This is a genomic window from Candidatus Pelagisphaera phototrophica (assembly GCF_014529625.1).
Lineage (GTDB): Bacteria > Verrucomicrobiota > Verrucomicrobiia > Opitutales > Opitutaceae > Pelagisphaera > Pelagisphaera phototrophica.
In genome coordinates this window covers 1,579,216-1,594,171 of sequence record NZ_CP076039.1, presented here as the reverse complement: position 1 = coordinate 1,594,171, position 14,956 = coordinate 1,579,216, and the positions used below count along the sequence as shown (strand labels likewise).

Below are 14,956 nucleotides of genomic sequence, written 5' to 3'. Positions count from 1 at the left end.
CTTCAATTATTCGCTTTCTCAGCCCCTAAACAATTTGAATCTTTTGTAGAGCGGAATCGAAAGCAGACCGATTGATACAATCACAAACAGCAAAGAAACGGGCTGTTGAACAATTGGTAGGTAGCTCCCATTCGACGCCATCAGTCCCATGAGCAGGTTTTCTTCTGCTATGGGGGCCAGGATAAACCCAATGACAAACGGAGCTAGTGGAATCTTAAACCGTTCAAATGCAAAGCCCAGTAATCCAAAAAAGAGCATCGTCCAAACATCGAACATGCGTGTTGAAAGTGCAAAGGAACCAACAATGCAAAACACCAGAATAACTGGCATAAGAAGACCTCTGGGAATAGACGCCAGCCGGGCCAGGTAACGAACCGAAAGAATCATGAAGAAAAACATGAACACGTTTGCGACAAACATGGATCCCATAATGGTATACACCATCTCAGGATTTTGCTTAAACAGAAGTGGCCCCGGCTGCAACCCGTGAATGAGTAATCCCCCCAGCAGAATAGCATCGATGACACTACCGGGAATCCCGAGGGAAATCAGTGGAATCAGCGAACCGCCAATGGTTGCATTGTTGGCAGCTTCAGCGGCAACAATACCTGTTTCCGATCCCTTTCCGAATTTCTTCTTATCCTCCGGAGTAGCCAACGAACGAGCGGTACTGTAAGCGGTGACCGAGCCAATGTTGGCCCCTATCCCTGGCAATATTCCAATCCCCGTACCGATAACCGATGATCGAACGAGGTTGATCGCATTTTTCTTCCAATCCTCCCATTTAAAGAGCATGTCACTTCTACGTTTCACTGGGATAATTGTAATTTTATCGCCAATACGACTAATGTCAGAAATAATCTGACTGATAGCAAACATCCCAATCAGGACTGGAAGGAGCTTAAGTCCCCCATTGAGTTCCTCGAATCCAAAGGTTAACCTCAAGTTTCCCGTGGCCTTATCAATTCCCGGCAAAGCGGCTAAAACGCCAAGCGAGGCTGAAAAGAAAGAACGACTCATCGACTTACCTCCGATGGAAGCGATCAAAACTAGCGCTAGCAAAACCAGGGAGAAAAAGTCGAAAGGACCCAGTTTTGTTGAGTATCGAGCGATAGGAGCGGAGAGCATTATGAGAAAAAGCCAGGATATGCACCCTCCGACAAAAGACGCAGTAATACCCAAGCCCAAAGCCCTTCCAGGCTTGCCGTCACGGGCCAACGGATACCCGTCCATAGTCGTCATGATAGAAGCAGGGGTTCCGGGCATACGCAACAGTGTCGCCGTAATCAATCCTCCACTGACAGCGCCCACATACATGCTGATTAGCAGGATGAATGCATTCACTGGATCCATATTAAACGTGAGCGGCAAGGTAAGGGCAATCAACATCGCTCCCGTCAATCCAGGAATCGCCCCCATCGTAATTCCTAAAATCGTACCCAAAATGACCAAGGATAGTCCTTGCAGGCTAAAGATGTAAACGGATGCGGTGTTTATAGCTTCCATTAAATGTAACTAAGGCAATTGAATCGCAAACAACTGCGTGAATATGAAGTGGAGTCCAAAGGACATGCCCAGAGCAACCTCGACGACATAGCATACTTTCTTCCTGTCGTAGTTTGTTAGATACAAGCCGCTTACTAGAATAAACAAAATTGTCGCCCAAACGAATGGGATTAATCCCATTCCCATAAAAAAAACGTAGAGAACACACAGTCCAATCACACCAAAAGCCAAATCAAACCTAAGTTTATTTTCACTCGCTTCACCATCAGTTTTTTTCGGATTGAAAATGGCTTTCGACAATACAACTAGTCCCAACGCTAACACCGCAGCAACTGACCAAAAGGTCACATCAGGCAATTCGACTCGACTAGGCACCTTCATGCGACTGAATAGGCCCATTTTCTGGGTAATTCGCTCCGCTAGCTCTACTCCGACTATCGTTCTTGGCAAAATCTCCAATTCCGCAGAACGCTTCTTCACGTAATCCGTCTCCATCGCGCTATTGAGGACAGCGGCCATGTAGCTGACTATTTCTGGATCTGTTCCCTTGGGAAACCACCAGTATTGTAGGTTACCGCTGAATACTGGATACCCTACCTCTTTCGCGGTAGGAATATCCGGAATACTTTCGACCCGCTCCTCTCCTAAATAGGCTAGTGGGCGCAATCCGTTTTCCCTAAACCGGATCAGTTCACCAACCGAAAAGAGGGCCGCATCTAAATGCCCACCCATGAGAGCGGCCAATCGATTGGCTCCGCCTCCCGTAGAAACTAGGCGAAAACGAGCTCCGGGAAGCGTTTCCTCTAATTGTATACCACAAAAATGGGTTGGCGTGCCCAAATTGACTCCTAATTTCAATGTCTCAGGCCTTGCCTTAGCAGCTTCCATAAACTCCGTCATTGTCTTGAATGGCGAATTCTCCGATACCAAAACGGCTAAGCCTGATTCTCCGGTAGCAGCAACCGCCTCGAATGCCTCCGGTCCGTAGGGGGACTGCCCGATAACCTTGGATGTCATCAATGCCTCGTGATTACAAAGTATTGTGTATCCATCATTTCGTGAATCGATAACATAGGTACTGCCAATCGTCGCACCCCCTCCAGGTTTATTCACGATCACTAATTGCTGAGGCATAAGGTCATTGTCCTTGATCGCTTTCTGCAATATCCGTGCATAAGTGTCAGTTCCACCACCCGGATTGTAGGGAACGATCACTCGGATCGGACGATTCGGATAACTCTCAGTGTGCCGAGATCCCATTTTGGCATAACTGAAAATCGACAAACCAATCAATAGAGCTACAACGATGTGGGTAGTGATTTTAGCCATGAATGAAATAACTCTGGAAAAGAGCGAGGGTAACCAATTAGTCAAAGTCGATCTTCGCAAAGCCGGTCAAGAATCCACTATACAAAATTCCAATGGACCGATTCATCACGCGCAAACAAATAAAGCATCCCCGGGTCAAGCCCCGAGATATTTCAGGGTAGCGGGCGATCTCCGAGCACCCATTCGTGGATTCATTTTTGTGGGCGCTCGGAGATCAACCGCTGCCGAAGTCCGCTACAAAGCCACCGACACCTCGGGCCTGCGACAAGCTTCGAGGTATTTAACCGAAGGGAATAAAAAAGGTTTCAGATGATCCGTTGCGCACTCGTTCCACAGCCCAAGCCCCCTTCAAGCGTTCAAAAAGCAGCGATTGACCTCAATTCGTAATAGAACAAGCTTGGAGCCGCAGCATCTCAAAAACGTATTATGAATCAAACGAAACGCTCTCTACTCTTCTTGTCCCTAGCCGCTCTTACGTCATGGGGACTGGCACAATCGGATAAGCCGCTCAACGTTCTCTTCATCGCGTCCGACGATTTAACGCAGTCCATCGCTTGCTACGGAGATCCGATCGCCATTACCCCAAACCTTGATAGACTCTCAGATATGGGTGTTCGGTTCGACAATGCCTACTGCCAAATACCCCTTTGTAACCCCACTCGTGCGTCACTCTTAACCGGCCTAAGGCCGGACACTCTAAAAGTTTACGACTTAGGAAGACATTTTCGCGACGAGGTACCGGATGTAGTCACGCTCCCTCAATTATTTCGTAATAATGGATACAAATCGATGAGAGTCGGAAAGCTCTATCACTACGGAGTTCCCGTTCAAATCGGAACCAATGGGCTCGACGACCCTGAATCCTGGGACCAGGTGATCAATCCCAAAGGCCGCGACACGGAGGAAGAGCACCTCATCATTAATCTTGAGCCCCACCGTCCCATCAGTGGGGCACTCAGCTGGCTAGCGGCGGATGGCACGGACGAAGAACAGACCGACGGGATGATTGCCACAGAGGCGATTGAGCTCCTTCGAGAAAACAAGGATCGCCCCTTTTTCCTAGGAGTCGGGTTTTTCCGTCCTCACACTCCCTACGTGGCACCCAAAAAGTATTGGGATCTATATCCCATGGACGAAATCAAAATGCCGTATGCCCCTGAAAACGATCGGGACGACATCCCCAAGTCCGCATTCGCACACAACAATCCAGTACCGAATTACGGCCTACCGGTTGAGGAGGTTTTGAAAGCGAAGCAGGCTTACTATGCCAATGTGAGCTTTGTGGACGCGCAAGTCGGGCGACTGCTCGATGCAATCGAAGATCTTGAACTCCTTGATAATACTATCATCGTTTTTTGGAGCGATCACGGCTACCATCTCGGTGAGCATCAGGGCGTTTGGCAGAAACGCTGCCTTTTTGAGGAGTCCGCTTCCGCTCCGATGATGATCTTCGCTCCGGGTCGCAAAGGCAATGGCCAGGCGAGTCAGCAAATTGTCGAGTTCGTGGATTTATACCCGACCGTCGCCTCGCTCTGTGGCCTCACCCCACCTAAGACTGTAGAAGGTAAAAGTATCGTTCCTCTACTGGATCGCCCATCGAAGTCGTGGAAGGGGACAGCGTTCACTCAGGTTTTGCGTCCCGGCGATGGCATTCCGGTTATGGGGGCTAGCATCCGCACAGACAGGTGGCGCTACACCGAGTGGAACGAAGGTGAGCAAGGATTCGAACTTTACGATCACAGCAACGACCCCGGTGAATTCGACAATTTGGCCAGCAAACCAGAATTTGCAGGGATCATTTACGACTTACGGAAGAACCTGAGGGCTAATGTATCAGGAAAGGTGCCAGATTCGCCATTCAACCCTGCTAGGCTCTGAGGAGCCCGCTAAACGCCCCGTTTTTTGGGCGAGAGAGCAATTAGACGGCCAAATAGGCGGATTTAGTGCACTTAGTCATTAATTCGTAAATCAAACCGTCGATTGTAACTAAACACGGTTTTCGAACTGCATTTTTCGAAAGAATTGCTACGATCATAAAAGTCCCTGAGTCGATATCGATTTCAATTAATCATCAGCTAACTAAATCTATGAAACGTAATCATCTGCGTACTCCCCTCCTGTTGCTGGCCTTAACCTGCCTCTTTGGCAGTGCCCTCGCTCAGCCCGTTCTAATCCCAGATGACTACCGAGCGATTCAAACCCGCCAAGAAATATCAACTTCTGAAGTCAGCGTCCAGGATGACCATATTCTAAACCTGGGTGTATTCACCGTCGACAACTCGAATCGCGAAGAGGTACGTACCTTTTTCAACGCCATCTACTGGGCATCCAACTACGCCACGATTGACTGGACCGGAAGCTTTACCCCCTTTCCCGGGACAGGCACCCGAACATTCGAGGAAATTTCCCCTCTGGCCGGAGACACCTCCGATCTTTTCAAGGAAGCCGTCCTGCTCCGAATCAACTTCTACCGAGCTATGGCAGGCATTCCCGCCGACATCATCTTCGTCGACGATTTGAACCAGGCGGCTCAGATGACCACCTTGATCATGAGCGGAAATGACAACATCAGCCACTTTCCCCATTTGGCCGGATTCGGTAACTATCTTTCGGCCGATGGCATCCAAGGAGCCGCTGACTCCAACCTGGCGATCGGTTCCTACGGACCTGACTCGGTCGACGGCTACATGCAGGACAAAGGCTCCGGAAACACCGCAGTTGGCCATCGGCGCTGGCTATTGTACCCGCCCATGATTGAAATGGGAACTGGGGACGCTCCAGGAGGTGAGATTCCTGCAGAAGCCCAAGCGGGCATACCTGGAGACTCAACAACCGTTCGGAGGGCTAACGCAATCCATGTATTTTCGCCCAACAACTTTGGGACATTCCCCGATATTGATTTTCCCTACGTCGCATTTCCTCAAGAAGGGTACGTTCCCTACCACATCGTTCATCCAAGGTGGTCGTTTGCGATAGACGGAGCAAACTTCTCAGCGGCTTCGATTTCCATGACCCGCGACGGTTCTCCCATCGCGGCAGTGCTTGAGCCCTATGATGCTCCTGGATTAGGAAGCAATACACTTGTCTGGGTATACGATGGACTCAACGCCAACAATTCGCATACCCACGCAAAGCCTGACAGCGACGTCACCTACTCCGTAACAATAGACGGGATTCAGAATGCTCCAGAAACGAGCTACACCTACAACGTAATAGTCTTTGATCCTGAAGCGCCGACGAGCGGAGAGAACACAATCACTACCCTCACCGGCCCCGCCGCACCTGAAGTAGGCACCGCGACGGAATACAGTGTCGCCCTTCCGGATTTCGCTGACTTGCCTGGTAACACCAATGTCACCGGCATCCGCTTTAGATCTTTCACAACCTCCAGCGGCGACTTCATCGAGGGAGCTGAATCGGGTATCGGCGACTTGATCGTGAGTGTTTTTGGAGGCTACAACGTTATTGACGAGAGCTTCGCGAGTACGGGTAGCTCGGCCTTCCATCTTTCAACGGGAGAACTCGGAACCAATCAGACTATAACTTCTCCCTATGCCTATCTAATCGGCGACAGCAGTAATCTTTCTTTCCAAAGCATGGTACGCTCTGCTACCGACACCCAAATCGCGAAGGTTAATATATCGCTGGATAATGGCGTATCTTGGATAAATAAATTTTCCCAACCCGGACTCACTCCACAGGGAGTGAACGGTGGACCTGACGAAAATTCGTTTTCTGAAAAAAATATCGATCTTTCCGCATACGAGAGTCGCACGATCCACATTCAGTTTGCATACGACCACTTGGGCGGGTTCGCATTTCCCGGATCAGATTCCAATGTCGGCTGGTTTGTTGACGACATCAATCTAACCGGTGTTCAGAGTATGAATTCGATCACGACATCGGATCTAATCACAGAATCTACCAGCATTGATTTCACACCTAGCGCCGTCGGCGACGTATCTTTGCAAGCTCAAGGGATGCTGCACGATTTCTACGAGATGGAATGGGGAGCCGTCCTTTCGGTATCCGCTGTAGAAAATGTAACCGCAAACGACGATACCGATTCGATCCATGAAGGCTCTACCTCGGTAAGCGGCTCCGTTACTACGAACGACGATAAACCCACGGGCGAGACCCTCGCGGTGAATCAAGTAAACGGAGTTCAAGGGAATGTGGGTAATCGTATCGCAACTACATACGGTCACATAACTATTTCAAGCAATGGAGATTACACCTATGAACTCGACAATACGAATCCTGAAGTCGCCGACCTTCTTGACGGTGAAACCCTCGAAGACTCCGTCACCTATCGCGTGAGCGACTCCCAAAACCTTAGCGACAGCGGAACTCTGCGGGTCACGATCAACGGAGCAGAAAATGTAACTGCAAACAACGATACCGATTCGATCCATGAAGGCTCTACCTCGGTAAGCGGCTCCGTTACTACGAACGACGATAAACCCACGGGCGAGACCCTCGCGGTGAATCAAGTAAACGGAGTTCAAGGGAATGTGGGTAATCGTATCGCAACTACATACGGTCACATAACTATTTCAAGCAATGGAGATTACACCTATGAACTCGACAATACGAATTCTGAAGTCGCCGACCTTCTTGACGGTGAAACTCTCGAAGACTCCGTCACCTATCGCGTGAGCGACTCCCAAAACCTTAGCGACAGCGGAACTCTGCGGGTCACGATCAACGGAGCATCAGTTTCTATCAATAACGACGAGGGGGCCATCGATGAGGGAGAAGGATACATCAAAGGATCTATTACAGAAAATGACAACAAGCCGGATGGAGAAACCCTCACCGTTACAGAAATTGATGGCGAAGCCAACAATGTCGGGACTCGTATCAAAAAGGCCCACGGTTACCTTGTGATCGCAAAGGATGGAAGCTTCGCTTATCAGACCGATCCTGATGACCCCGATGTCGCTAACCTTAATGATGGTGAGACCCTAGAAGACACGTTCACCTACGCGGTCCAAGACTCACAAGGGAACACAGACGTGGGAACGCTACGTATCCGAATCGATGGTGAGACAACGGTCGAATCTACTGGAAATTCGCAGGTAGTGAATATTTCGACTCGATCTGAAATCCTAACGGGAGCCAATGTAATGATCGCTGGATTCACAGTCATCGGGAGCGATCCGCTGGATGTATTGATTGTTTCCGAGGGACCCGAACTTTCCTCGCTTCTTACAGGGGCGATAGAGAATCCAAGAATCGAACTGTTCAAAACCGATTTCACCCAAGAAGGTTTTCCATCGATCTCAGTAGATATCCCTCAGAATCCGAACACTAAATGGGGCGGGTCGGCAGAGCTTTCCGATTCCATGACCTTATTGAGAAACCGATCACTTCCGGTAGACTCATCGGATGCCGCGATGCGAGCAACGCTTACGGAAGGAGTATATACTCTAATTGTTAGTGGGGTTGATAACGGGACTGGTATCGGAACAGTCGAAGTATACGATGAGTCCTACCAGACTAACCCAGACTCAGACGGTTTCCTCTTCAATATTGCTACTAGAAGTTTTGTGGGATCTGATCAGGACTCCGCCATGATCGCCGGATTCACCGTAATCGGGGACAAGCCGCAAAAAGTTTTGATTAGGGCCCAAGGTCCAGGCATCGGGCTGCCTCCCGGAACAACCGCCCTTGCCAATCCCAAAATACAGGTTCTTGAGACATTTCCGAATGTCGAGGCCCTCCACGAAAACGACGACTGGGGAGATGAGGAAAACAACATGGCGGAAATCCTCCTCGTGGCTGCTGCGGTCAATTCGCAAGGATACGTGACGGGAAGTCTAAACTCAGCCATGGTAGTCGACCTGGAGCCGAATAAGGTCTATAGTGTGATTCTATCTGGGGGAGCCGGAGAAAGCGGCGTCGCCTTGGTAGAAGTATTTGTACCCACCGATCTTTAGACTCCGAGAGGATTCAATACTCAATGGCCTCGCTGCTCTTGGAGCAGCGAGGCCTTTTACTTAGTTCAACTGCTTTCCCAAAACGCAATCAGTACGCCAAGATAACGATCGATGAGCTCGTTGAGTTCGAACTTAGGCCTTCTGATTTAAATGGGATCCCACGTTCTCTTGAGATCTAGGCTCCCGGCTTGAACCGAAGCCAGAATCATCCGAAGCCGTTTCTCCCCCACTCACGGTAGGCTCAGTTGACTGGGCAGTAATACTCGATGCGTCATTACTCATATTCCCGATCGGATTGAGAGTCGCATTGACTAGGTTCTGTATCGCTGGAATATACATAGTTTTAATCCTCTCCCTACATCTTACCAGATCTAGGCCACCGATTTAAATAGAGAATGCAGCTCGTTCCTCCACGAACAAAGCTCACATAACGGGAAGGCCTTAGTATACGGCCTCTAAGGAGTACCCAATTCCTAGTAAGGCAAAGCTCGCTGGAAAATCTGTGCAATTGCCATTGCAATTCGATCCACTCTGAAAGATGAAACGATCATTATGAGCAAAGTTGTAATCATCGGGGCCGGAGGTGTCGGTCGCGTCGTGGCCCATAAATGCAGCAAGCTACCGGAAGTCTTTTCTGAGATATGTCTCGCCAGCAGGACACTGTCTAAATGCGATTCGATTGCCAGCGAGCTAGATAGAAGCATTTCCACAGCTCAAATTGACGCTGACAACGTCGCTGAAACGGCGGCCCTACTCAAGGAGTTCAAGCCCAACCTAGTCATTAATGTCGCCCTTCCCTATCAAGACCTCACAATTATGGATGCATGTCTTGAAGCAAGCGTCCACTATATGGATACGGCCAACTACGAGCCAAAAGACGAGGCCAAATTCGAGTATCACTGGCAATGGGCTTACCAAGAAAAATTTAAAGCGGCCGGCCTTATGGCTCTGCTCGGATGCGGTTTTGACCCTGGAGTGACAAACATCTTCACAACCCATGCCAAAAAGCATCACTTTGACCTGATCGACACGCTCGACATCATCGACTGTAATGCTGGAGATCACGGCAAGCATTTTGCAACTAACTTCAACCCTGAGATCAACATACGAGAAGTCACAGCCAATGGCCGATTTTTCGAACATGGAGAATGGAAAGAAACGGAACCTCTCTCGATACATCGCTCGTTTGACTTCCCAGAAGGCATAGGCCCGAAGGAAATATACTTGATGTACCATGAGGAAATGGAATCCCTGGCCAAGCATATTCCCGAAATTAAGCGTATTCGGTTTTGGATGACATTTTCAAAAAAATACCTTACCCACCTGCGAGTATTGGAGAATGTTGGAATGACACGAATCGACCCAATCCTTTACCAAGGACAAGAAATCATTCCTCTACAGTTCCTCAAAGCGGTTTTGCCCGACCCTGGCTCTCTAGGAGAAACCACGAAGGGCCGAACCTGTATCGGTTGTATTGTTGATGGATTGAAAAAGGGTGAGAAAAAATACTACTATATCTACAATATTTGCGATCACAAACAATGCTTTGAAGAGGTAAAGTCGCAGGCAGTGTCCTATACCACTGGGGTTCCGGCGATGATTGGGGCCATGATGTTGCTAACCGGTAAATGGAGAGGTGAAGGCGTTTTCAATGTCGAGCAATTCGATCCCGACCCTTTCATGGAACAATTGAACTTGCATGGACTCCCCTGGAAAGAAGTCTTTCTCGCAGAGAAACCCGCCATGCTTGTAGACTAACATGGATCATATTGTCCACTACGATCCCAGTCTTCCGTCAGGAATTCCCTCGCCTTGCTTCGTGGTAGATCTGCAACGACTCGAGCGCAATCTAAGTATCCTTGACTCAGTGCAGAAGGACGCGGGCTGCAAGATTCTTTGCGCTCTTAAAGGCTTCGCTATGCATAGCGTATTTCCTCTTCTTTCAAATTACCTCGCCGGTGTTTGCGCCAGTGGCCCTCACGAAGCCCAACTGGGATCAGAATTCTTCGGTAAGGAGGTTCACGTATACGCTCCCGCTTTCTCCGATCGGGACATGGCAGAAACATTGCCAATCGCCCACCATATTACTTTCAATTCCTTTCGACAATTGGAGCGCCATCGAACGGCAATTCTCAATACAAATCGTAGCATTTCATATGGTCTACGGGTTAATCCTGGATACTCTGAAGTCGAAGTTCCACTCTACGACCCTTGCGCCGAGGGAACTCGACTTGGGATACCCGTAGAAGCGTTTCAGGATCGTAGTCTTGACGGAGTTGAAGGGCTACACTTCCATGCTCTCTGCGAGCAAAATTCGGATACATTCGCGAGAGTGCTTGAGGCATTTGAGGCACGATTCGCACAATGGCTTCCTGGAATGAAGTGGGTTAATTTTGGAGGAGGGCACCATATCACGAGCCCGCTTTATGATCGGGATCTCCTGATTGAGACACTTAGGTCATTTAAAGGCAGGTACCCGAATTTGACAGTTTACCTAGAGCCCGGAGAGGCGATCGCCTTAAACACCGGCATCCTACTGGCAACGATCCTTGACATCATTCCTGGCAAACCAGACATCGCAACTTTAGACATTTCGGCTACCTGCCACATGCCAGACGTCCTCGAGATGCCCTACCGTCCCGAGATTTTCGGGGCTAGTCTACCGAACGAAAGAGCCCACACTTATAGATTGGGAGGACTCTCCTGCCTCGCCGGAGACGTATTCGGTGACTACTCTTTTGATCGTCCGCTCCGACCCGGCAACCAGATTCAATTCCTCGATATGGCGCACTATACAATGGTGAAAACAACGACCTTCAATGGCATCAAGCACCCTTCCATTGCTACCTGGGATCCTCGAATTGGCGAGCTCAATATTGTTCGGGAATTCGGATACGAAGATTACAAGAACCGACTATCGTAGATTCAAATGAGCGCAGAAACATCCCCCTTCAGCAAGCCTCCCGCTTTTCACTCGGACGACATCCCTCCCAGCTCACCCGAAATCGCTGCGTTTCACATTATTCCAGCACCTTGGGAAACGAGTGCCTCCTATGGAGGCGGAACCGCCTACGGCCCCGCAGCGATCCTACACGCATCTATCCAACTTGAAGCCTACCTAGACGGAGGGGTTCCAGGGGCATCAGGAATCTACACCGCCCCATTCGTCAACTGTGATACGGATCCTGAAGCCACTCTCGAACGTGTTCGCGAGCCGATAGGAATTGCCTTGAGTCAAGGCAAAATCCCAATCCTTTTAGGTGGCGAGCACGCAGCTACTCTCGGGCCGATTCTCGAGATCAATAGCCGCGGCATTGATTTCGGTGTCGTACAGTTTGACGCCCATGCCGACCTTCGCAACTCGTACCAAGGGAACAAATACAGTCACGCTTGTATTATGAGACGCATTCACGATCTCAATATCCCTATATTCCAAATTGGAATTCGATCTCTGTCAGCCAGCGAAGCTAGATTCAGAGAGACTAACCGAATTCCCCATCTTGATGCAGACGAGATCGCTAGAAGTGGTTTTCCAGAAACACTGCTCCCTACGGGCTTCCCCAAGAACCTGTATATCACATTCGATGTGGACGGTTTGGATCCCTCACTTATTCCCTGTACCGGGACACCCGAACCCGGAGGACTTAACTGGTATCAGGCCACCGAAGGATTGGAGAATGCAATGAAAGGACGGAAGGTAATCGGAGCCGATGTCGTCGAACTTGCCCCTTTGCCTTCTCAGCATGCCTCAGATTTCATCACGGCTAAACTTGTCTACAAAATGATGGACCTCATCTTAAAAAACCGATGAAGCAGCATTCAATCCATTCCTGGCTCGTTAGAGCGGGCAGAGCCTAGATTAACCTCTCGATTTTATACTCCATGTAGCCCATTCAAGTTCTTGCCATACTCGCACTGTTCATTGCCAATACGAATTTCCTTAACGCAAACACGGCGGAAGGAGTAAGACCACTTCTGATCGGCGCAAAGATACCTTCAGTAGATGTCACCAACCAACAAAGTGAACCCATAAGCTTGTTGAATGTCCTTCTTGGTCGATCATCAGTCGTAATATTTTACCGCGGAAGTTGGTGCCCCTATTGTAACACACAATTGTCCGAACTAGCCTCCATCGAAGACGATCTAAAAAAAGCGGGTATCAGATAATCGCTATCAGCCCTGACAAACCGGAATCGCTCGATATCACCGACGCAAAACACAATCTCAGCTACCAACTAATGTTTGACAGTGATTACAGAGCCATCGATGCGTTCGGCGTTCGTTACTAAAACAAAAGGCGCGGAAAATTGCCTGTCCCTTCAGTATTCCTAGTGACACCTGAACTGGAAATCAGTTTTAAGTACGTGAACCCAAACTACAAATACCGAATTTCTTCCAATTTGCTTCTAGCCGCAGCCAACTCAAAAGAGCATTGACCCCAATTTACATGTAATTCTGCAAATCAAGTCATGTCTACCGGCACCGTCGCCAACGCCTCTGGCAAGGTTGTTATACCGTCCTTGACCTTAAGTAAACTATCCTGATGGAGTGTTTTCATTCCTCCACGCATTGCGATTTTTTTAATTTCGGATGTCTCTTTCCCTTTGTTGATCGCTTCGATCAGCTCGTCATTTGTAGCCATCAACTCGTGGATACCGATTCTGCCTTTGAATCCCGTATTGCTACACCGAGGACAACCTTTGGGGTTGTACTTGAATATCGTACCACTCCAATTAATACCTGTCTCTAGAACCTCCTTCTCACGCCCTTTTGGCTCATATTGAATCCGGCAGGTCTTGCAAACGCGGCGCATCAATCGTTGAGCACAGACACAGAGGAGTGAAGAAGAAATCATGAAGGGCTCAATGTTCATGTCCGTTAAACGCGCAATCGTACTGGGCGCGTCATTTGTATGCAATGTGCTGATAAGCAAGTGACCCGTCAGAGCGGCTTCAACCGCAATATTTGCGGTTTCCGTATCTCGAATTTCCCCAACCAAGATGATATCTGGATCCTGACGCAGGAACGCCCGCAATGAGCTAGCAAATGTCAGACCGATCTGGCGATTCATCTGCATTTGATTGATCCCATTCAATGTATACTCGATCGGGTCTTCCGCGGTTCTAATTACAATACGAGGGCTATTAATCTCATTTAGAGCTGAATATAGTGTCATCGACTTACCCGATCCGGTCGGACCACAATGGAGGATCATACCGTAGGGCTGCTTGATACTCTCGCGGTATTTGAGAAGATTCTCTTCCGCAAATCCGATCGCAGGCAGAGGCATTGTCGATTTCTGCTTATCGAGAATACGCATGACGATCCCTTCACCGTGGTTTAGGGGAGCCGTGGCGACACGTAAATCGATGTCTATGTTTTTTCGATTGAACTGCTTAAAAATGATGCGGCCATCCTGGGGCAATCGTCTCTCCGCAATGTCCAAGTTAGCCATTATCTTAAGACGCGCAATCAGTGAGCCAGCCACCTTACTGGGCAACCTCAATTTCTCCTGACAAACACCGTCAATGCGATAGCGAACGACGAGCTCCTTTTCCTGGGGCTCAATGTGTATGTCACTCGCTCCTAGTCCATAAGCATCCTCGACAATACGATTGGCTAGCTGAATGATCGGAGCCGACTCCTCGTCATCAAGACTGTCATCATCGAGGTCTTCCACGGGGCCGAATTCAATCCCAACCGCTTCAACGACATCGTCGAACTGAGACTCTTTCCCAGAATTGGCATCCTGATTGAGCACTTCCTTAATATCCCTTTCAGGACTCAGAAGCGTAACCACCTGTTTTCCGCTAATCTTCGCGATCTTACTCGAAATCGTCAGTTCAAAAGGATTCGAAAAAGCGACAACGATATATTTTCCCACGCAACTCACAGGGACTACACCGTTCTCATTGCAAAACTCCTGGTCTAGAATTTCCCAGGTCCCTCGGTTGACGTCCAGCCCCTTAACGTTGAACGGAGCGACTCCATAGGCCTTGGCTTTGGCTACGTTTAGCTGATGCAGCGATACACGGTAATCCCCGAGGAGCAACTCATCAAATTCGCTACCATTAAGATCCGAATCAGTTCCCTTCAGCTCTTCCAGCTGCCCGGTATTCAAATGCGAACGTTCCGCTAGATTATCGACAATCGCTCCCTGAAGTCTTCCCAGTGCCATG

At 49.1% G+C, this 14,956-nt stretch carries 9 protein-coding genes and 1 pseudogene; 6 read left to right on the top strand and 4 right to left on the bottom strand.

The window, feature by feature from the left end; genetic code table 11:
- Positions 1-18: 18 nt before the first annotated feature.
- Both GA004_RS06900 and GA004_RS06895 read right to left on the bottom strand, forming a co-directional pair.
- Positions 19-1,506: a tripartite tricarboxylate transporter permease gene (locus GA004_RS06900; RefSeq protein ID WP_283396584.1), complete on the bottom strand. Its 1,488-nt coding sequence runs from the start codon at positions 1,504-1,506 to the stop codon at positions 19-21.
- 9 nt (positions 1,507-1,515) lie between these two features.
- Positions 1,516-2,835: a tripartite tricarboxylate transporter substrate-binding protein gene (locus tag GA004_RS06895; protein WP_283396583.1), complete on the bottom strand. Its 1,320-nt coding sequence runs from the start codon at positions 2,833-2,835 to the stop codon at positions 1,516-1,518.
- 426 nt (positions 2,836-3,261) lie between these two features.
- Here GA004_RS06895 and GA004_RS06890 point away from each other — a divergent pair, with 426 nt between their 5' ends.
- Positions 3,262-4,713, top strand: a complete 1,452-nt coding sequence (locus GA004_RS06890) for a sulfatase (protein ID WP_283396582.1) — start codon at positions 3,262-3,264, stop codon at positions 4,711-4,713.
- Positions 4,714-4,922: 209 nt separating this feature from the next.
- Positions 4,923-8,777, top strand: coding sequence for a VCBS domain-containing protein (locus tag GA004_RS06885; protein WP_283396581.1), 3,855 nt, complete (start codon positions 4,923-4,925; stop codon positions 8,775-8,777).
- Positions 8,778-8,909: 132 nt separating this feature from the next.
- Here the strand turns inward: GA004_RS06885 and GA004_RS06880 are convergent, their stop codons facing one another.
- Positions 8,910-9,116 (bottom strand): hypothetical protein, encoded by a 207-nt coding sequence (locus GA004_RS06880; RefSeq protein WP_283396580.1) that lies wholly within the window; start codon positions 9,114-9,116, stop codon positions 8,910-8,912.
- 213 nt (positions 9,117-9,329) lie between these two features.
- Between GA004_RS06880 and GA004_RS06875 the strand changes: the two genes are divergently transcribed.
- From GA004_RS06875 to GA004_RS18150, 4 genes and pseudogenes are all read left to right on the top strand, one after another.
- Complete coding sequence (locus GA004_RS06875) at positions 9,330-10,535, top strand: saccharopine dehydrogenase family protein (protein WP_283396579.1); 1,206 nt, start codon at positions 9,330-9,332, stop codon at positions 10,533-10,535.
- A gap of 1 nt (position 10,536) precedes the next feature.
- Entirely contained in the window at positions 10,537-11,700 is a 1,164-nt protein-coding gene (gene nspC / locus GA004_RS06870) for a carboxynorspermidine decarboxylase (protein WP_283396578.1), read from the top strand.
- 6 nt (positions 11,701-11,706) lie between these two features.
- Positions 11,707-12,588: an agmatinase gene (speB, locus tag GA004_RS06865; protein WP_283396577.1), complete on the top strand. Its 882-nt coding sequence runs from the start codon at positions 11,707-11,709 to the stop codon at positions 12,586-12,588.
- Positions 12,589-12,668: 80 nt separating this feature from the next.
- Positions 12,669-13,066: pseudogene (locus GA004_RS18150) on the top strand (peroxiredoxin-like family protein).
- Between the two features lie 173 nt (positions 13,067-13,239).
- On the opposite strand, the gene GA004_RS06860 reads toward GA004_RS18150, so the two are convergent.
- Positions 13,240-14,955, bottom strand: coding sequence for a GspE/PulE family protein (locus GA004_RS06860; RefSeq protein WP_283396576.1), 1,716 nt, complete (start codon positions 14,953-14,955; stop codon positions 13,240-13,242).
- Position 14,956 lies beyond the last annotated feature (1 nt).